Origin of the sequence: Streptomyces sp. NPDC051218 (assembly GCF_044455475.1) — a bacterium.
Lineage (GTDB): Bacteria > Actinomycetota > Actinomycetes > Streptomycetales > Streptomycetaceae > Streptomyces.
Genome location: NZ_JBITEU010000001.1, coordinates 14,846 through 32,983, shown reverse-complemented (window position 1 = coordinate 32,983; position 18,138 = coordinate 14,846). Strand labels below are relative to the sequence as shown.

At 69.9% G+C, this 18,138-nt stretch carries 19 protein-coding genes; 11 read left to right on the top strand and 8 right to left on the bottom strand.

Going from position 1 to position 18,138, the window contains the following annotated elements:
- Positions 1–112 precede the first annotated feature (112 nt).
- The 3 genes from ACIBCK_RS00170 to moaA all read left to right on the top strand — a co-directional run bounded on the left by ACIBCK_RS00170 (position 113) and on the right by moaA (position 3,298).
- Entirely contained in the window at positions 113–481 is a 369-nt protein-coding gene (locus ACIBCK_RS00170; RefSeq protein ID WP_399385846.1) for a DUF485 domain-containing protein, read from the top strand.
- Positions 478–2,112: a cation acetate symporter gene (locus tag ACIBCK_RS00165; protein ID WP_399385845.1), complete on the top strand. Its 1,635-nt coding sequence runs from the start codon at positions 478–480 to the stop codon at positions 2,110–2,112. Before ACIBCK_RS00170 ends, ACIBCK_RS00165 begins: the two co-directional genes overlap by 4 nt.
- Positions 2,113–2,281: 169 nt before the next feature.
- Positions 2,282–3,298 carry a GTP 3',8-cyclase MoaA gene (gene moaA, locus ACIBCK_RS00160; RefSeq protein ID WP_399385844.1) on the top strand — a complete coding sequence of 339 codons (1,017 nt, stop codon included), beginning with the start codon at positions 2,282–2,284 and terminating at the stop codon, positions 3,296–3,298.
- Between the two features lie 6 nt (positions 3,299–3,304).
- Here the strand turns inward: moaA and ACIBCK_RS00155 are convergent, their stop codons facing one another.
- Positions 3,305–3,520: a hypothetical protein gene (locus ACIBCK_RS00155; protein WP_399385843.1), complete on the bottom strand. Its 216-nt coding sequence runs from the start codon at positions 3,518–3,520 to the stop codon at positions 3,305–3,307.
- Between the two features lie 189 nt (positions 3,521–3,709).
- The gene (locus ACIBCK_RS00150; protein ID WP_399385842.1) at positions 3,710–4,099 is read right to left on the bottom strand and encodes a DUF3099 domain-containing protein; all 390 of its coding nucleotides are present in this window, start codon (positions 4,097–4,099) and stop codon (positions 3,710–3,712) included.
- Positions 4,100–4,314: 215 nt separating this feature from the next.
- Between ACIBCK_RS00150 and ACIBCK_RS00145 the strand changes: the two genes are divergently transcribed.
- Positions 4,315–4,590 carry a GlsB/YeaQ/YmgE family stress response membrane protein gene (locus tag ACIBCK_RS00145; RefSeq protein WP_365827039.1) on the top strand — a complete coding sequence of 92 codons (276 nt, stop codon included), beginning with the start codon at positions 4,315–4,317 and terminating at the stop codon, positions 4,588–4,590.
- A gap of 78 nt (positions 4,591–4,668) precedes the next feature.
- On the opposite strand, the gene tyrS is transcribed toward ACIBCK_RS00145, so the two are convergent.
- The 3 genes from tyrS to ACIBCK_RS00130 form a co-directional block, all read right to left on the bottom strand.
- Positions 4,669–5,955, bottom strand: a complete 1,287-nt coding sequence (gene tyrS, locus ACIBCK_RS00140; protein WP_399385841.1) for a tyrosine--tRNA ligase — start codon at positions 5,953–5,955, stop codon at positions 4,669–4,671.
- An 89-nt stretch (positions 5,956–6,044) separates the two neighbouring features.
- Positions 6,045–7,436, bottom strand: a complete 1,392-nt coding sequence (locus ACIBCK_RS00135; protein ID WP_399385840.1) for a metallopeptidase TldD-related protein — start codon at positions 7,434–7,436, stop codon at positions 6,045–6,047.
- A gap of 82 nt (positions 7,437–7,518) precedes the next feature.
- Positions 7,519–9,042, bottom strand: a complete 1,524-nt coding sequence (locus ACIBCK_RS00130; protein ID WP_399385839.1) for a TldD/PmbA family protein — start codon at positions 9,040–9,042, stop codon at positions 7,519–7,521.
- Positions 9,043–9,227: 185 nt separating this feature from the next.
- Here ACIBCK_RS00130 and fabG point away from each other — a divergent pair, with 185 nt between their 5' ends.
- The 3 genes from fabG to ACIBCK_RS00115 all read left to right on the top strand — a co-directional run bounded on the left by fabG (position 9,228) and on the right by ACIBCK_RS00115 (position 11,195).
- Complete coding sequence (gene fabG / locus ACIBCK_RS00125; protein ID WP_399385838.1) at positions 9,228–9,947, top strand: 3-oxoacyl-[acyl-carrier-protein] reductase; 720 nt, start codon at positions 9,228–9,230, stop codon at positions 9,945–9,947.
- Positions 9,948–9,952: 5 nt separating this feature from the next.
- On the top strand, positions 9,953–10,714 hold the full coding sequence (fabI, locus tag ACIBCK_RS00120; RefSeq protein ID WP_399385837.1) for an enoyl-ACP reductase FabI: 762 nt from the start codon (positions 9,953–9,955) through the stop codon (positions 10,712–10,714).
- A 136-nt stretch (positions 10,715–10,850) separates the two neighbouring features.
- Positions 10,851–11,195 carry a hypothetical protein gene (locus ACIBCK_RS00115; RefSeq protein WP_399385836.1) on the top strand — a complete coding sequence of 115 codons (345 nt, stop codon included), beginning with the start codon at positions 10,851–10,853 and terminating at the stop codon, positions 11,193–11,195.
- A gap of 18 nt (positions 11,196–11,213) precedes the next feature.
- On the opposite strand, the gene ACIBCK_RS00110 is transcribed toward ACIBCK_RS00115, so the two are convergent.
- Complete coding sequence (locus ACIBCK_RS00110) at positions 11,214–11,906, bottom strand: FadR/GntR family transcriptional regulator (protein ID WP_399385835.1); 693 nt, start codon at positions 11,904–11,906, stop codon at positions 11,214–11,216.
- A 123-nt stretch (positions 11,907–12,029) separates the two neighbouring features.
- On the opposite strand from ACIBCK_RS00110, the gene ACIBCK_RS00105 reads away from it, so the two are divergent.
- The 4 genes from ACIBCK_RS00105 (at position 12,030) to ACIBCK_RS00090 (ending at position 14,571) form a co-directional block, all read left to right on the top strand.
- The gene (locus ACIBCK_RS00105) at positions 12,030–13,334 is read left to right on the top strand and encodes a CynX/NimT family MFS transporter (RefSeq protein WP_399385834.1); all 1,305 of its coding nucleotides are present in this window, start codon (positions 12,030–12,032) and stop codon (positions 13,332–13,334) included.
- Between the two features lie 120 nt (positions 13,335–13,454).
- Positions 13,455–13,571: an SGM_5486 family transporter-associated protein gene (locus tag ACIBCK_RS00100; RefSeq protein ID WP_150166275.1), complete on the top strand. Its 117-nt coding sequence runs from the start codon at positions 13,455–13,457 to the stop codon at positions 13,569–13,571.
- Positions 13,572–13,739: 168 nt separating this feature from the next.
- A complete protein-coding gene (locus tag ACIBCK_RS00095) occupies positions 13,740–13,964 on the top strand; it encodes a hypothetical protein (protein ID WP_399387152.1) in 225 nt (74 codons plus the stop codon).
- Between the two features lie 88 nt (positions 13,965–14,052).
- Positions 14,053–14,571 (top strand): SixA phosphatase family protein, encoded by a 519-nt coding sequence (locus ACIBCK_RS00090; protein WP_399385833.1) that lies wholly within the window; start codon positions 14,053–14,055, stop codon positions 14,569–14,571.
- Between the two features lie 91 nt (positions 14,572–14,662).
- Here ACIBCK_RS00090 and serB read toward each other — a convergent pair whose 3' ends face one another.
- A complete protein-coding gene (gene serB, locus ACIBCK_RS00085; protein WP_399385832.1) occupies positions 14,663–15,877 on the bottom strand; it encodes a phosphoserine phosphatase SerB in 1,215 nt (404 codons plus the stop codon).
- A gap of 254 nt (positions 15,878–16,131) precedes the next feature.
- Entirely contained in the window at positions 16,132–17,955 is a 1,824-nt protein-coding gene (locus ACIBCK_RS00080; protein WP_399385831.1) for a streptophobe family protein, read from the bottom strand.
- Positions 17,956–18,138 lie beyond the last annotated feature (183 nt).

Genomic DNA, 18,138 nt, shown 5'->3' with positions numbered 1-18,138 from the left:
GCCTTAGCATCGCCATCCGTGGCTCACGTGATCCGCGTCACTGCCGGACCAGAGAGAGCCCATGGATCAGCTGTCCGTCCCCACCGCACCCGCACCACGAGGAGAAGACTCCGTGGCCCCCGATGCATCCCCACCGTCCAAGGACGGAGAAACCCCCGCTCCGCACGCGCCGTCCACGGAAGAGTTCCTCCAGGAGCAAGCGAGCCCCGAGTTCGGTGAACTCCGCAAGGCGCACCGCTCCTTCGCCTTCCCGCTGACCATCGCCTTCATCGCCTGGTACCTCGTGTACGTCCTGCTCTCCAACTACGCGGGCGACTTCATGGGCACCAAGCTCTTCGGCAACATCAACGTCGCCCTTGTCCTTGGCCTCGGGCAGTTCCTGACCACGTTCCTCATCGCCTGGTGGTACTCCCGCCACGCGGCCACCAAGCTCGACCCCAAGGCCGACGCGATCAAGTCCCGTATGGAGGGCGGCGCATGAGCCCCGCGCTGAACACCACTGTCCTGGCCGCGGCCTCCGACGCCTCCGAGCACCGGGCGCTGATCATCAGCCTCTTCGCGGCCTTCGTCGTCGCGACCCTCTTCATCACCGTCTGGGCGGGGCGCCAGACCAAGAGCGCCGCCGACTTCTACGCGGGCGGCCGCCAGTTCACCGGCTTCCAGAACGGCCTGGCGATCTCCGGCGACTACATGTCCGCCGCGTCCTTCCTCGGCATCGCGGGCGCCATCGCGCTCTTCGGGTACGACGGCTTCCTGTACTCCATCGGCTTCCTCGTCGCCTGGCTGGTGGCGCTGCTCCTGGTCGCCGAGCCGCTGCGCAACTCCGGCCGCTACACGATGGGCGACGTGCTGGCCTTCCGCATGCGCCAGCGTCCGGTGCGCACCGCCGCGGGCACCTCCACGATCGTCGTCTCGATCTTCTACCTGCTGGCGCAGATGGCGGGCGCGGGCGTCCTGGTCTCGCTGCTGCTCGGCATCACCAGCGACGCGGGCAAGATCCTGATCGTCGCACTCGTCGGCGTTCTGATGATCGTCTACGTCACCATCGGCGGCATGAAGGGCACCACCTGGGTGCAGATGGTCAAGGCCGTGCTGCTCATCGCGGGCACCATCCTGATCACCTTCCTGATCCTGCTGAAGTTCAATTTCAACGTCTCCGACCTGCTCGGCACCGCCGCCTCCAACAGCGGCAAGGGCTCGGCCTTCCTGGAGCCCGGTCTCAAGTACGGCGTGAGCGGCACCTCGAAGCTGGACTTCCTCTCGCTCGGCATCGCCCTGGTGCTCGGCACCGCGGGACTGCCGCACATCCTGATCCGCTTCTACACGGTGCCCACGGCCAAGGCCGCGCGTAAGTCCGTGAACTGGGCCATCGGCATCATCGGCTCCTTCTACCTGATGACGATCGTCCTCGGCTTCGGCGCCGCCGCCCTGCTCAAGCCCGGCGACATCATCGCCTCGAACAAGGCGGGCAACACCGCGGCGCCGCTCGCCGCCCTGGAGATCGGCGGCGGTGGCGACTCCACCGGTGGCGCGCTCCTGCTCGCGGTGATCTCCGCGGTCGCCTTCGCCACGATCCTCGCGGTCGTCGCCGGTCTGACCCTCGCCTCGTCCTCGTCGTTCGCGCACGACATCTACGCCAACGTCATCAAGAAGGGCAAGGCCACCGAGAAGGAGGAGATGAAGGCCGCTCGCTGGTCGACCGTCTTCATCGGCATCGTCTCCATCGCCCTCGGCGCCCTGGCCCGTGACCTCAACGTGGCGGGCCTGGTCGCCCTCGCCTTCGCCGTCGCGGCCTCCGCGAACCTGCCGACGATCCTCTACAGCCTCTTCTGGAAGCGGTTCACCACGCAGGGCGCGCTCTGGTCCATCTACGGCGGACTGGTGGCCGCGGTCGGCCTCGTGCTGTTCTCGCCGGTCGTCTCGGGCAAGCCCACCTCGATGTTCCCCGACGCCAACTTCGACTTCTTCCCCCTGGAGAACCCGGGCCTGATCTCCATCCCGCTGGGCTTCCTGCTCGGCTGGCTCGGCACGATGCTGTCGAAGGAGGAGGCGGACAAGGGCAAGTACGCGGAGCTGGAGGTACGGTCCCTGACGGGAACCGGAGCGCACTGATCCCCCCGGAACGTGCAGGTCAGCGGCCGCGTCGTAGATCGTTGGTAGATCTCTACGACGCGGCCGTGCCGCTCCTCGTGGGATCGGGCCCCCGTCGATGTCGGTCACGTCACGTAGGCTCGTTGTATAGGAACCGGACTGGCTGAACAGGATCAGGGAGGGGGCCCACGTGCTCATCGACACCTACGGCCGAGTGGCCACCGATCTGCGGGTTTCGCTGACCGACAAGTGCAATCTGCGGTGCACGTACTGCATGCCCGAAGAAGGCCTGCAGTGGCTGTCCAAGTCCGAGCTCCTCAGTGACGACGAGATCGTGCGCCTCATCCGGATCGCCGTGACGCAGCTCGGCATCACCGAGGTCCGCTTCACCGGCGGCGAGCCGCTCCTGCGCCCCGGCCTCGTCGGCATCGTCGAGCGCTGCGCCCAGCTGGAGCCGCGCCCCAGGATGTCCCTGACGACGAACGGCATCGGCCTCAAGCGCACCGCCGCCGCCCTCAAGGCCGCGGGCCTGGACCGGGTGAACGTCTCCCTGGACACCCTGCGCCCGGACGTCTTCAAGACCCTCACCCGCCGCGACCGTCACAAGGACGTCCTCGAAGGCCTGGAGGCTGCCCGCGACGCGGGCCTGACCCCGGTCAAGGTCAACACGGTCCTGATGCCGGGCCTGAACGACGACGAGGCCCCCGACCTCCTCGCCTGGGCCGTCGAGAACGACTACGAACTGCGGTTCATCGAGCAGATGCCCCTGGACGCCCAGCACGGCTGGAAGCGCGACGGCATGATCACCGCCGGTGACATCCTGCAGTCGCTGCGTACGCGCTTCGAGCTCACCGAGGAGGGCTCCGGCGAGCGCGGCTCCGCGCCGGCCGAGCGCTGGCTCGTGGACGGCGGCCCGCATCGCGTCGGCGTCATCGCCTCCGTCACCCGCCCGTTCTGCTCGGCCTGCGACCGCACCCGGCTCACGGCCGACGGCCAGGTCCGCACCTGCCTGTTCGCCACGGAGGAGACCGACCTGAGGGCGGCTCTGCGGGCCAATGGGGAGGACAGCGCCGACGACGCAGACGGCTCGGACGAGGCGATCGCGCGCATATGGAAGCTCGCGATGTGGGGCAAGAAGGCGGGCTCGGGCCTCGACGACCCGACGTTCCTGCAGCCCGACCGCCCGATGTCGGCGATCGGCGGCTAGCTCGCGCTAGCTCTCCCGTGTCTCCCACTCGGCGAGCGGCACGACATCCTTCAACATGCCGCGTACGCCCAGGAATTGGGAGAGGTGCTCGCGGTGTTCCGCACAGGCGAGCCACGTCTTGCGGCGCTCCGGAGTGTGGATCTTCGGGTTGTTCCACGCGAGCACCCACACCGCGGCGGCGCGGCAGCCCTTGGCGGAACAGATCGGTGTTTCGTCGCTCACGAGTAACGTCCAAGTGCGTTCAAAACAAGGCGACGCCGAGCAGCCACGGGGGGAGCTGCCCGGCGTCGGTCTGTCGCTCCGACGGGGGATGCGGAGCGCGTACGAAGTATGTCATGGGGGACCCGGTGCCTGGCACCGGAACTACATGATTGATCTGAGCTTTTCTTGAGCTTGGCGCAACGTCGACGGTCAGTTCCGGTGGCCGTACGGAGCGTCGGGCTCGCCCGTCGCGGGGCCCGCGCCGGCTTCCGGGACGGATTCCGCGGACTCGGCGCGCAGGGGCGGTTGCGCGAGCATCGGCCGGGACGGCGCCGGTACGAAGGTCGACGGCAGTGAAGGGGCGTTCTCCCGGCCCGCGTTGGCGATCACCACGGAGATGTACGGCAGGAGGATGCCGAGCACCAGGGCGACGAAGGCCACGTGCCGCTCGACGTTCCACAGCACCGCCGCGGCAATGACCGAAAGAGTACGGATCGACATCGAGATCACGTACCGCCGCTGCCGGCCGCGCACGTCGTCCGCGAGTCCCTGCCGGGCCCCTGTGATCCGGAAGACCTGGGCGCCGCTCTGCTTCCGCATCACATTCCACCGCCTGCTCACAAGAAGCCGGGCGCTCCCCGGCCCGGACCCGCTCCACGTTACGCCTGGGCTGCGCAGCCTTCGAGACCGGGGCGGGCCTCTTCTCGGTGTCCTGTCTGCGTCATGCCACGTATGGGGGTGCCCGACATGCGCCGTATGGAGGATCGGTCGAGACTTGCCGTAATGCTCATGTTGAGCCGAATGAGGAGGCAGCTATGAGCTGGTTGTGGGCCATCGTCGTGGGATTCGTGCTGGGACTGATCGCCAAGGCGATCCTGCCCGGTAAGCAGCACAGTCCGCTCTGGCTGACCACGATCTTCGGCATCATCGGCGCGATCATCGGCAACTCGCTTGCCTCCGCGTTCGGCATCGAGGACACCAAGGGCATCGACTGGGGGCGGCACGCCCTGCAGCTCGTGGCGGCCCTCGTCGTCGTCGGCGTCGGAGACATGGCGTACAAGATGATCAAGGGCAACAGGCAACGCGCCTGACCTGCCCCCGCCACGCGGCATGCGAAAGGGGCCGGTCCATCGGGCCGGCCCCTTCACGCGTGCTTATGGGTTCGCGGATCAGCCCGCGGTGACCTCGGTGGCGGCGGTGACCTCGACGCCCGCCAGGTTCTTCTTGCCGCGGCGGAGCACGAGCCAGCGCCCGTGCAGGAGCTCGTCGCGGGACGGGACGGCGTCCTCGGATGCGACCTTCGTGTTGTTCACGTAGGCCCCGCCCTCCTTGACCGTGCGCCGGGCCGCGGACTTGCTCGCCACCAGGCCGACCTCCGCGAGGAGGTCCACCACCGGGCCGAGCTCCGTGACCTGGACGCGCGGCAGCTCGGAGAGGGCCGCGCTCAGCGTCGCCTCGTCGAGGTCGCCGAGCTCACCCTGGCCGAACAGCGCCTTGGACGCGGCGATGACCGCGGCGCACTGGTCGGCGCCGTGCACCAGCGTCGTCAGCTCCTCGGCGAGCGCGCGCTGGGCTGCACGGGCCTGCGGGCGCTCCTCGGTGAGCTTCTCGATCTCCTCGAGCTCCTCGCGGGACTTGAAGCTGAGGATGCGCATGTACGTCGAGACGTCCCGGTCGTCCACGTTCAGCCAGAACTGGTAGAACGCGTACGGCGTCGTCATCTGCGGGTCGAGCCAGACGGCGCCACTCTCGGACTTGCCGAACTTGGTGCCGTCCGCCTTGACCATCAGCGGCGTGCCGACGGCGTGCACCGTGGCGTCCGGCTCCAGGCGGTGGATCAGGTCGATGCCCGCGGTGAGGTTGCCCCACTGGTCGCTGCCGCCGGTCTGCAGCGTGCAGCCGTAGCGCCGGTAGAGCTCCAGGAAGTCCATGCCCTGCAGGAGCTGGTAGCTGAACTCCGTGTACGAGATGCCCTCCTGGGACTCCAGGCGGCGGGCCACGGAGTCCTTGGTCAGCATCTTGTTGACACGGAAGTGCTTGCCGATGTCCCGCAGGAACTCGATCGCGGACATCCCCGCGGTCCAGTCCAGGTTGTTCACCATCACCGCGGCGTTCTCGCCCTCGAAGGACAGGAACGGCTCGATCTGCGAGCGCAGGCGGGCCACCCAGTTCGCGACCGTCTCCGGGTCGTTCAGGGTGCGCTCGGCGGTCGGCCGCGGGTCACCGATCTGGCCCGTGGCACCGCCGACGAGCGCCAGCGGGCGGTGGCCCGCCTGCTGGAGCCTGCGGACGGTGAGGACCTGCACCAGATGCCCGACGTGCAGGCTGGCCGCGGTCGGGTCGAATCCGCAATAGAACGTGACGGGGCCGTCCGCGAGCGCCTTGCGCAGTGCATCTTCGTCCGTGGACAGGGCGAAAAGACCCCGCCACTTCAGCTCGTCGACGATGTCCGTCACGGTCTTGTGTCTCCTTGAAAGGTTTCTGGCCGGTCGAAGGGCTTGAGGCTTCTGGCCGGTACCGGCTGGCACCGGCCAGTCTATGGGCGTCACACGCCTTGGCTGACCGAGCTCATGTTGAAGTCGGGGATGCGCAGGGCGGGCATCGCGGCCCTGGTGAACCAGTCGCCCCACTCCCTGGGCAGCGTCTTCTCCGTACGCCCGGCCTCCGAGGCCCGCGAGAGCAGGTCCACCGGCGACTCGTTGAAGCGGAAGTTGTTCACCTCGCCCACGACCTCGCCGTTCTCGACGCGATAGACGCCGTCCCGGGTGAGCCCGGTGAGCAGCAGGGTCGCGGGGTCGACCTCGCGGATGTACCAGAGGCAGGTCAGGAGCAGCCCGCGCTCCGTGCCCGCGACCATCTCCTCCAGGGAGCGGTCCGTGCCGCCGTCCAGGATGAGGTTGTCGATGGCGGGGGCCACCGGCAGGCCGGTCAGGGACGCGCTGTGCCGGGTGCTGGTCAGATGCGCGAGCTCGCCCGCGCGCATCCAGTCGGTGGCGGCCAGCGGCAGCCCGTTGTCGAAGACGGACGAGTCGCCGCCCGACGCGTGCGCGAGCACGAACGGCGCGGACTGAAGGCCCGGCTCGTTCGGGTCGCTGCGCAGCGTCAGGGGCAGCTCGGCAAGCCGGTCGCCGACGCGGGTGCCGCCGCCGGGCCTGGAGAACACCGTGCGGCCCTCGGCGGCGTCCCTGGCCGACGCCGACCACAGCTGGTAGATCAGCAGGTCGGCCACGGCGGTCGGCGGGAGCAGCGTCTCGTACCGCCCGGCGGGCAGGTCGATGCGCCGCTGGGCCCACCCCAGGCGCTTGGCGAGCTCAGCGTCGAGCGCCGCCGGGTCCACATCCTTGAAGTCCCGGGTCGCGCGGCCCGCCCACGCGGACTTCGTGCGGTCGGGGGACTTGGCGTTGAGTTCCAGGGTGCCGCTCGGCTGATCGTGCCGCAGGCGCAGCCCCGTCGACGTACCGAGGTAGCTCGTCGTGTGTTCGTGGTTCGCGAAGCCGTACAGCTCGCGTCCGCCCGCTCCGGCCGCGGCGAACGCCTCGCCGAGCGCCGGGGCGAAGTCGTCGAAGACGGCGGAGGACGTCTCCAGGGGCGCGTCCCTGAAGTCCGCGGACTCCTTGCCCCCGGCCACCAGCGGCTGCGCGTCCTCGGCGGGACCCGCCCCGCGCGCGGCGTGCTCGGCGGCGCGGACCAGGGGTTCGAGGTCGGCGGCGGTCACCGCCGAGCGCGAGACGACGCCGGACGCGGTCCCTTCCTTGCCGTCGACGGTCGCGACGACGGTGAGGGTGCGGCCACGGGTGACGCCGTTCGTGGTCAGGGCGTTGCCCGCCCAGCGCAGGTTCGCGGTCGACTGCTCGTCGGCGATGACGACGCAGCCGTCGGCGGTGGACAGTTCGAGGGCGCGCTCGACGATCTCGTAAGGCTTGCTGGTACGGCTCATCGCCCGGCCTCCTGCGTGGTGTTGAGACTGTGCTTTCCCGGGGGACGACCCCCGGACCCCCAGCCGGTCTTGTGGTCGCCGCTCATCGACCCGCCTCCTGCGTGGTGTTGAGGATGTTCACGCCCCGGAACAGGGCCGACGGGCAGCCGTGCGAGACCGCCGCGACCTGACCCGGCTGGGCCTTGCCACAGTTGAAGGCGCCGCCGAGCACATAGGTCTGCGGGCCGCCGACCGCCGTCATCGATCCCCAGAAGTCGGTGGTCGTCGCCTGGTACGCGACATCGCGCAGCTGGCCGGTGATGCGGCCGTTCTCGATGCGGTAGAAGCGCTGCCCGGTGAACTGGAAGTTGTACCTCTGCATATCGATCGACCATGAACGGTCGCCCACGACGTAGATGCCCCGGTCCACGCCTCCGATCAGGTCCTCCGTCGAGAGCCCGCCGGGATCCGGCTTGAGCGACACGTTCGCCATGCGCTGCACCGGCACATGGCCGGGGGAGTCCGCGTACGCGCAGCCGTTGGACCGCTCGAAGCCGGTGAGTTTCGCGATGCGCCGGTCCAGTTGGTAGCCGACCAGGGTGCCGTCCTTCACCAGGTCCCAGGACTGCGCGGCCACGCCCTCGTCGTCGTACCCGATGGTCGCGAGTCCGTGCTCGGCCGTCCTGTCGCCCGTCACATTCATGATCGACGAGCCGTACGCGAGCTTGCCCAGCTGGTCGAAGGTGGCGAACGACGTCCCCGCGTACGCCGCTTCGTAGCCGAGCGCGCGGTCCAGCTCGGTGGCGTGGCCGATGGACTCGTGGATGGTCAGCCAGAGGTTGGAGGGATCGACCACGAGGTCGTACGAGCCGGCCTCCACGCTCGGCGCCCGCATCTTCTCGGCGAGGTGCTCCGGGATGCGCGCGAGCTCCGCGTCCCAGTCCCAGCCGGTCCCCGTGAGGTACTCCCAGCCGCGCCCGACCGGCGGCGCGATGGTCCGCATCGAGTCGAACTCGCCGCTCGTCCCGTCGACCGCCACCGCGGTGAGCTGCGGGTGCAGCCTGACCCGCTGCTGCGTCGTCACCGTCCCCGCCGTGTCCGCGTAGAACTTGTTCTCGTGCACGGTGAGCAGCGAGGCGTCGACGTGCGAGACGCCGTCGGCGGCGAGGAGCCGCGCACTCCACTCGGCGAGCAGCCCGCTCTTCTCCTCGTCCGGCACGGAGAAGGGGTCGATCTCGTACGACGACACCCAGGTCTGCTCGGCGTGCACCGGTTCCCGCGCGAGTTCGACCCGCTCGTCCGAACCGGCCGCCTTGATGACTTTGGCCGAGAGCTTCGCCATCGCCACGGCCTGAGACGCCACCTTCGCCGCCGCGTCCATCGTCAGATCGACGCCCGAGGCGAACCCCCAGGTCCCGCCGTGCACGACCCGGACCGCGTAGCCGAGGTCCGTGGTGTCCGACGTGCCGGACGGCCTGGCGTCCCGCAACCGCCAGGAGGCGCTGCGCACGCGCTCGAAGCGGAAGTCCGCGTGGTCTGCGCCCAGAGCACGCGCGCGGGCCAGCGCGGCGTCGGCGAGAGCCCTCAGCGGCAGCGCCGTGAAGGCTTCATCGATGGAATGAGGCACGGATGTCTCCCTGCTGTCGGCACCGGTCGCTCAGATCATGTCGCGCGTGAGGGCCCGGCGGCCAGAGATTTCTGTAGGGACCCGACAGCGAGTCCGGTACGCCACTGTCGGTCGTCGATTCTCCGTATGGAGCACCGTACCGATAGGTTTTCGAGGTACCAGACCGCTATCGAAAGGGTGATCCGTTGAGCCGCTCGGTTCTCGTCACCGGAGGAAACCGGGGCATCGGCCTCGCCATCGCCCGCGTCTTCGCCGACGCCGGCGACAAGGTCGCGATCACCTACCGCTCGGGTGAACCGCCCCAGGTCCTCACGGAGCTCGGAGTCCTCGCCGTCAAGTGCGACATCACCGACCCCGAGCAGGTGGAGCAGGCCTACAAGGAGATCGAGGAGAAGCACGGTCCCGTCGAGATCCTGGTGGCCAACGCCGGGATCACCAAGGACCAGCTCCTCATGCGGATGTCCGAGGAGGACTTCACGTCCGTCCTCGACACCAACCTCACCGGCACCTTCCGTGTCGTGAAGCGCGCCAACCGCGGCATGCTGCGCGCCAAGAAGGGCCGCGTCGTACTGATCTCCTCCGTCGTCGGCCTGATGGGCGGCCCGGGGCAGGCGAACTACGCCGCCTCCAAGGCGGGCCTGGTCGGCTTCGCGCGCTCGCTCGCCCGTGAACTCGGGTCGCGCAACCTCACTTTCAACGTCGTGGCGCCCGGTTTCGTCGACACCGACATGACCAAGGTGCTCACCGACGAGCAGCGGTCGAACATCGTGGCGCAGGTGCCGCTCGGCCGTTACGCGCAGCCCGAGGAGATCGCCGCCGCGGTGAAGTTCCTCGCCTCGGACGACGCCTCGTACATCACTGGAGCCGTCATCCCCGTTGACGGCGGATTGGGCATGGGTCACTGATCACCATGAGCGGAATTCTCGAAGGCAAGAAGATCCTGATCACGGGCGTGCTGATGGAGTCCTCCATCGCGTTCCACGCGGCCAAGGTCGCGCAGGAGCAGGGCGCCGAGGTCATCCTCACCGCCTTCCCGCGCCCCACGCTCACCGAGCGCATCGCCAAGAAGCTGCCCAAGCCCGCCAAGGTCATCGAGCTCGACGTGACCAACCAGGAGCACCTCGACCGGCTCGCGGGCCTGGTCAAGGACGAGCTCGGCGGCCTCGACGGCGTCGTGCACTCCATCGGCTTCGCCCCGCAGGGCGCCTTCAACTTCCTCGAGGCGACCTTCGAGGACGTCGCGACGGCCATGCACGTCTCGGCGTTCTCCCTGAAGTCGCTCACCATGGCCTGCCGCCCCCTGATGCCGAACGGCGGCTCCGTCGTGGGGCTGACCTTCGACGCGCAGTTCGCCTGGCCGAAGTACGACTGGATGGGCCCGGCGAAGGCCGCCCTTGAGGCCACCTCGCGCTACCTCGCCCGTGACCTGGGCAAGGAGAACATCCGCTGCAACATGATCTCCGCGGGCCCGATCGGCTCCATGGCGGCCAAGTCCATCCCGGGCTTCGCCGACCTCGCGGACGTCTGGAACACCCGTTCCCCGCTGGACTGGGACATGGCCGACCCGGAGCCCGCGGGCCGCGGCATCGTCGCGCTGCTCTCGGACTTCTTCCCGAAGACGACCGGCGAGATCATCCACGTCGACGGCGGCGTGCACATGATGGGTGCCTGACCAGGCATTTTCGTACGTATGTGACGCCCCGTCCCCGCGCCGCGCGGGAGGCGGGGCGTCACCCGTTCGGCCCACCGGCCAGGCGCGGTCGCGGCATGACCGCGCACCCTGAAGTGTGCGCCCGTCACCTCCTGCGGTGCTCGCCGCTCTCACCCTGCTGATCGCCCTGCCGTACGGCGCCGCGTCGCATGCCGTCGGAGAGGCGGAGCCTCCACGCGCGCGCGTGGAGGCCCAAGAGGCGGCGAAACCGCGGCCCTTCGGCTCGGAGTGCCGCACCCGTGTCGAGGGCTCGGACGCGGTCGCCTACTGCCACAACCCGTACCCCGAGACCGACCGGGTCCGGCTGCACCTGGAGTGCGAGCAGTGGTGGGACATCGACAGCGACGGAGTCTCCGTGGCGGCCGGGCCCGCCCAGACCGTACGGCTCACCGGACGGTGCTGGAAGGAGATCCGGGCCGTCTGGGTCAGCCACGAGAAGTGAGGACCAGGGGCGCGGGAGTCAGGGTCGGGCCGGGTCCTCGAAGAGTTCCCTGCGGCACATGAAGGGGTAGCCCGCGGCCTCCTTGGCAGCCGCCTCCGCGTCGTTCTCGCGGATCGCGTCGACGAGCCGGGCATGGTCCATGTGGCTCTCGGGGGTCAGCTCATCGCCGATGTCCTCGCGCAGCCAGTCCACCATCACCTCGCCGAGGTCGGCGTACATCGCCGTCATCGCGTCGTTGTGCGACGCGGCCACGACGGCCAGGTGGAAGGTCGCGTCGGCCGCCACGAAGGCTTCGGCGTCGCCCGATGCCCAGGCCTCCTCGCGGCGCTGAAGGAGGGCGTCGAGCTGCTTGAGGTCGCGCTCCGTGCGGCGCTGCGCGGCCAGCTTCGCCGCGCTCGACTCCAGCGTGCTGCGCAGCTCCGCGATGTGCCGCGGATCCGTCTCGGCGAACCTGCGCTGCATGACGCCGGCCAGTTCGCTGGTCGCGACCACGTAGGTGCCCGATCCCTGCCGGATGTCGAGCAGGCCGTTGTGCGCGAGGGCGCGGACCGCCTCCCGGACGGTGTTGCGCGCCACGCCCAGCTGCTCGACCAGCTCGGGCTCGGTGGGGATGCGGGAACCGACCGGCCACTCGCCCGTGGAGATCTGGTTGCGCAGCTCGGCGATGACCTGTTCGGAGAGCGCCGATCGGTGAGGGGTGGTCAGCGGCATGACGTTCCTTCGTGCGCGGGATGACGGGCGGGGCCGTGCGGGACGAGGTTACGGGTGATGTGACGCGATCGGATCGGCGAACGGATTGGACAGCCAATCATCCCATGATTCTATGATGGCCCCATGGCTAGTGAGGAAACCACGACGATGACACCGACACCGACGACACCGATACGCACCGGCGCGGCCAACGGGGCAGCTGAGAAACAGCCCCCCACGCGCGCGTGGGCGACGCGTCTCGTCATCGTCGGCATCGTCCTGGCCGCCCTCAACCTCCGTCCGGCCATCACCAGCCTCGGCTCCCTCCTCGAAGAGGTACGTGACGGGCTCGGCATGAGCGGCACGCTCGCCGGACTGCTCACCTCCGTCCCGCCGCTCTGTTTCGCGGTCTTCGGTGTGATGGCGCCGCGGCTCGCCCGCCGGTTCGGTCCCAGCGCGGTGGTCTGCGCGGGCATGGTCGCCATCGCCACGGGCCTGGCGATCCGCCCCTTCCTCGGCGGCACCGTCGGCTTCCTCGCCGCGAGCGCGCTCGCCCTCATGGGCATCGCGGTCAGCAACGTCCTGATGCCCGTGATCGTCAAGCGCTGGTTCCCCGACCGGGTGGGCTCGATGACCGGGTTGTACTCGATGGCGCTGGCCCTCGGCACATCGCTGGCCGCGGCCATCACCGTGCCCATGACCGATGCGCTGGGCGGCAGTTGGCAGAACGGACTCGTGGTGTGGGCGGCGCTCGCCGTTGTCGCCGTGGTGCCGTGGGTGCCGCTCGTTCGGGACCGCAGCGCCGCGTCGGCCGCCCCGGAGCACGTCAGCTCCGAGGTGCGCCAGGAGGACGCGGGACTGCGCATCACGCGCAGCCGTACGGCGTGGGCGCTGGCCTGCTTCTTCGGGCTCCAGGCCACCGCCGCGTACATCACGATGGGCTGGATGCCGCAGATCTTCCGTGACGCCGGGGTTCCGGCGGGGGAGGCCGGCGTGCTGCTCGCCGTCACCATGGCGATGGGCGTGCCGCTGGCCTTCGTGATCCCGCGGGTCGCCACCCGGCTGCCGAACCAGGGCCCCGTGGTGGTCGTGCTGGGCGCCTGCGGCCTCGCCGGATACGCGGGTCTTTACCTCGCCCCCGAGAGCGGCGCCTGGGCCTGGGCCCTGCTGCTCGGCGTCTCCAACTGCGCCTTCCCGCTGGCCCTCACCATGGTCGGCATGCGGGCCAAGAGCAGCGTGGGCGTCGCCAAGCTCTCGGCCTTCGCCCAGAGCACGGGCTATCTGATCTCGATCCCGGGTCCGCTCCTGGTGGGCGTGCTCTACCAGCACAGCGGTGGCTGGGGGCTGCCGATCGCGCTCATGGCGGGCCTGATGGTGCCGCAGATCGTGGTGGGCATCCTGGCGGGCCGCAACCGCACGGTCGAGGACGAGGTCGCGGCGGCTGCCTGAGCCAGGAGGGGGCTGCCGGGCCCCGTGGCGGCTCGACGGGCTACCTGACCCCGGCGGCGGCTCGACGGGCAACCTGACCCCGGCGGCCACGCGTCGGACAAAGGGTGCGAGACTCTCTCCATGCCAGTGCTCGATCCGAACCCCCAGAACGGCCAGAAGAAGCTGCTCATCGTGCTTGGCTCGATGCTGGCCATCACCGTGATCATCGGGATCATCGCCTCCATCGCCTCGCCGTGAACTGACCCCGGCGGGGCCGATGGTGGGGCTAGCACCACCATCCCCTAGGGGGTCAGTGTCAGGGTCAAGTGGGTGGATCACCGGATGTGCTGAGGGTCGCGGGATCCGTACCTTCGAGATGTGGCCGCGAAGACGCGGCACGGAGGACTCGAAGACCCCGGAGGCGGCATGCCGGCCCACTCGCACACTCGACGCGACCTGGGAGCCACCAAGGACTCCGCGAGCGTCGAGATCCAGCTTCCGTGGTGGGCGATCGCCCTCCCCGCCATCGCCTTCGCCGCCCTCCTCCTGCTGATACTGAACCCCGCCGACGCACACGCGGCGAGCGGCGAGCCGGTGGTCACGCACCTGCTCGAGCGCATACAGGAGACCGTGTTCCGTACGGCCCCGTGACCTGCCCGGGGGCGACGCCGTCACCCATCGCGGGGGAGCCCGCCAACTCCCTGCGCCCACCGGCAGGTTTCATGCGAAGCTGGGACGCATGAGCGTCGCAGAACCCCGCAGGATTGTCCTTTTCCGGCATGCGAAGGCCGACTGGCCCCAGGTGTCCGACCATGAGCGGCCCCTCGCGGAGCGCGGCCGCAAGGATGCCCCCGTCGCCGGGCGCAAGCTGGCCGACAGCGGCATCTCTTTCGATCTGGCCCTCTGCTCGACCGCCGCCAGAACCCGCGAGACATGGAAGCTCGCCGTCCATGAGCTTCCGCAGAGGCCCAAGACCGTCTACGAGGATCGGCTGTACGAAGCCTCTCCGGGCGAACTGATCGCCGTGCTCAACGAAACCCCGGACGACGTACAGAACGTCGTACTGATCGGCCACAACCCCGGAGTGCAGGGGCTCGCCGACGTCCTCGCGGGCGACGCGGAAGGCGACGTTCGTACGCGCATGAACCGCCGCGGTTTCCCGACCGCCGCCTTCGCCGTGCTGACGTACTCCGGCTCATGGAAGGCCCTGGAGCCCGGAGTCGGCACGCTCGCCGACTACTGGGCGCCTTCTGACTGACCCCTGACGCACTTACACCGATGGCCCCCGTACCGCAGCGGTACGGGGGCCATCGGTGTGACGGCGACTTCGCGGCTCCCGGCCCGCGGTCTCAGTCGGTGTGGGTGTGCGCTGCCTCGACCTCTTCGCGGGTGACGCCGAGGAGGTAGAGGACGGTGTCGAGGAAGGGGACGTTCACCGCGGTGTGCGCGGCCTCCCGGACGACGGGCTTGGCGTTGAAGGCGACCCCGAGACCGGCCGCGTTCAGCATGTCGAGGTCGTTGGCGCCGTCGCCGATCGCGACGGTCTGCTCCAGCGGAACCCCGGCCTCGTCGGCGAAGCGGCGAAGCAGCCGGGCCTTGCCCGCGCGGTCCACGATCTCACCGGTCACCTTGCCCGTGAGCTTGCCGTCGACGATCTCCAGCGTGTTGGCCTGGGCGAAGTCGAGGCCGAGACGTTCCTTCAGGTCATCGGTCACCTGGGTGAACCCGCCCGAGACGACGCCCACTTGGTAGCCGAGGCGCTTGAGCGTACGGATGAGGGTGCGGGCGCCAGGGGTGAGGCGGACCTCGGAGCGGACCTTGTCGACGACCGAGGCGTCGAGCCCGGCGAGGAGTTTCACGCGGGCGTGCAGCGACTGCTCGAAGTCCAGTTCGCCGCGCATCGCGGCGGCGGTCACCTCGGCGACCTCGTCCTCGCAGCCGGCGTGCGCCGCGAAGAGCTCGATCACCTCGTCCTGGATGAGGGTCGAGTCGACGTCCATCACGACGAGCCGCTGGGCGCGGCGGTGCAGTCCCGCGGCGACGACGGCGACGTCCACGCCGAGCTTGGCCGCCTCCAGGGCCAGGGCGGTGCGCAGCGACTCGGTCTCCGTGCCGGAAACGTCGAACTCGACCGCGGTCACGGGGTACTTGGCGAGGCGGAAGATACGGTCGATGTTGCCGCCGATCGCGGTGATGTTGGCGGCGATCGCGGCGGTCGACTCGGCGGTCAGGGGGTGGCCGAGCACGGTGACGTGCGAACGGCCTTGGCCACGGGGGCGGTTGTCGCCGAGGCCCGAGATGATCTCGGCCTGCATCTTCAGGGAGTCGGCCCAGCTGTGCACGGTGGACCGCAGGTCGCCCTCCAGGCCTGCCGGGGGCGCGGTCACGAGGGCGCACAGCACTATGCGGCCACGTGTGACGACCTGCTCGATGTCCACGACATCGACGGAGTAGGCGGCGAGGGTGTCGAAGAGGCCTGCGGTGAGTCCTGGACGGTCCTTGCCGAAGATCTTGACGAGGAGCGTGGGGGTGTCTGCGGGGTGCGGGGGCTGCGAAGCGCTCATGGTGTCCCCACGGTATCCGTCGCCCCACGGGGCGCATACCGCCGGTCCGCTCCCCGGACACCCCCACCCGGGACCAGCCGCTTTCACCCCGGGCCCACATCCCCCCGGCCCACCCCGTTCGCCCTGCAGCCTCGACCGTGTCCCGCCCCCCCTCGTCTGTCGATCACAGTCTCGGCCGCGGGGTAATCGGGTGGGTGGGCGGGAAAGCATCCGCCGCGAAGCGGCGGGACAGAGCGCCCCCGCCGGAAGCGGATCTACCGCCCCCCGCCGCCCCGCGGCCCCCGCGGCCCCCGCTCCGGAGGCGGAGGCGGCGGTGGCGGAGGTAGGGGAGGCCAGTCTCCGTTGCCCGATGAGCGCGGGCGCGGCTTCGGCTTGGGGCGCGGGGGAGGCGTGACCGGGCCCACCACCGTCGGCGCCCCGGAGACATCGCGGGGCGGACGCAGGTAGGGGTTCGTGTCAGGGTTCGAGGGCCGGAAGGGCGCGCTCGGGCTGTACGGCCCCGCAGCACCGGGTGCCCCCGAAGCCCCCGCGGTACCGGGCACCCCCGCGGTACCGGACGCCCCCGTACCCCCCGCGGTACCAGGCACCCCCGAAGCCCCGGCAGTACCGGACGCCCCCGTACCCCCCGCCGAACCCGCAGCGCCCACAGCAACCCCCGCAAGGGCCACCGCAGCAACCCTCCCCCCCGCCGCCCCACTGGCCACAGCAAGCGCCGCCCCCACCGCCCCGGCCCCCGCACCCCACGCCGCCCCCAGGATCAAGGCCATCCCCAGTTGGCCGTGCAGCTCTATCCCCGCGCCGAACGCGTCGAAGCCGAGTACCGAGAGCGAGGCGTCCGCGGAGACTCCTGTCAGCCATACCAGCAGCGGCAGCGCCAGTGCCGTCATCGCGCCGAGCCGCACCGCGCACTGCCCCGCGAACCGCAGGGCTCCCGTTTCACCACGTAAGTTTTCACCACGTAAGTAGGGAGTGCGGACAGCCGTGAGCACCCCTGCGAAAAGGATCATCAGTGCCGCCGCGACCCCGAGGAGCCAGACCCTGCTGTCGAGTTCCGCGAGCCGCCCCAGCGTCACGGCCTCGCTCCCCGCGGTGCCCGAACCCGCGAGCAGGTCGTCCACCGGATCCGGCAGGAGCTTCGCCAGCTCGCCCGTCGCCTCGCCGTCCCACGGCACGAAGAGCCCGACCGGCACCCCGAGCCACACCCCGTTCGGCGCCCCGAGCAACGCCGCGCCCGCGATCCGCCGGGGATGGGCGTCGCCGATCATCGCGTACAGCGCCGCGGCAAGACCGGCGAGCACCGCCATGAGCAACACCGTGACCAGCGCCGAGGCGGCAGGACGCAGCACGCGGTGCACGGCGTCCCACCCGCGCGGCAACGGCGTACGACGTGAGGCGAGCAGAGCGATCAGCAGGACGCCGGTCACCCACACCGCGCCCCCGAGCAGCGTCGGCCCCGTGTCCACCGTGAAGCCGACCGCGGCCTTCGCCTGGGCGAGATCGCCGAGCCGGTCGGGCAACAGGCCGCCGATGTCACCGAGCCCGTCGGGGAGTTTGTCCGTGATGTCGTCCGGGAGCCGGTCGATCCCCTCCTCGATGCCCTGGTCGACCCCCAGCTGGTCGCCGTCGATCGTGATGATGTCGTGACCTGCCCATGCCAACCCGCCGAGCATCACAAGAAAGAGGACGATCACCGCACTCACGCGCGCCGCGAGTTCGGCGGCCGTGATCACAACTCCCGCTCCGCGCAAGGAGCGTAGGAAGAAATACGCAAGCAGCACCGCGCCCGCGAGGCCGACACCCAGTGGCGCGACATCGATCGCCGTGGTCGCCTCGGCACCTTCGAGCCCGAACGCCGACACATCACCGGACGGGGTGACCGAGCCACCCGCGCCGAGCGCCACCACGGCAGCCGTCATCGGCCCCAGCGACCCCACCGCGTTCGCGCCGAGAAGGTGCAGGCCGAGCGCCGCCACACCGGCCATCCCGACAAGTGCCCAGCTCACAGCGGCGATCGCGGAGAGCAGCACATCGCCCCACCGCGCACCCCGGCCTTCGACCCGTTTCCCGCCGGTCTCCATCAGGACCCCCCGACTCACGCCGCGTCGCCCGATTCACACGAGATGTGCGCAATGCGCATGATCCGTATGGACTCATGGGCGGTTACTACTCTCCGGGGTGGTTTCTGCCCCGTCAACGGGGCGGCCACGGAGGCCCGTACGCAGTCTTCACAAGGCCCGACTTTCGGTCAGAGGCCTCCGCCT